1 protein-coding gene is annotated in these 406 nt (G+C 70.0%); it reads left to right on the top strand.

The genetic code is table 11. From position 1 onward, the window contains the following. A partial coding sequence (locus G3I71_RS49080; RefSeq protein ID WP_203733244.1) for a UbiD family decarboxylase domain-containing protein occupies positions 1-406 on the top strand: 406 nt, incomplete at both ends.

Here is a 406-nt window from a genome sequence, read left to right on the forward strand (position 1 = left end):
CGGCGAGCTGCTGGAGCCCGAACTCCCGCAGGGCTTCATCGGCGTCCGCGAGGCCTTCGGCAAGCTCGGCTCGATGGTGCACGTCCCGCCGAAGAAGGTGAAGGGCGAGTCCGCAGCCGTTCAGGAGGTCGTCCTCACCGGCGACGACGTCGATCTCGACCGGCTCCCGGCGCTGTTCACCTGGCCCAAGGACGGCGGGGACTTCTTCAACCTCGGCCTGACGCACACCAAGCACCCCGAGACGGGCGTGCGCAACCTCGGCCTCTACCGCCTCCAGCGCCACGACAAGCGCACCATCGGCATGCACTGGCAGATCCACAAGGACAGCCGCAACCACTACGCCGTCGCCGCGGCGAAGGGCGAGCGGCTGCCCGTCGCGATCGCCTTCGGTTGCCCGCCGGCCGTC

Source organism: Streptomyces sp. SID12501 (genome assembly GCF_010550245.1).
Classification (GTDB): domain Bacteria; phylum Actinomycetota; class Actinomycetes; order Streptomycetales; family Streptomycetaceae; genus Streptomyces.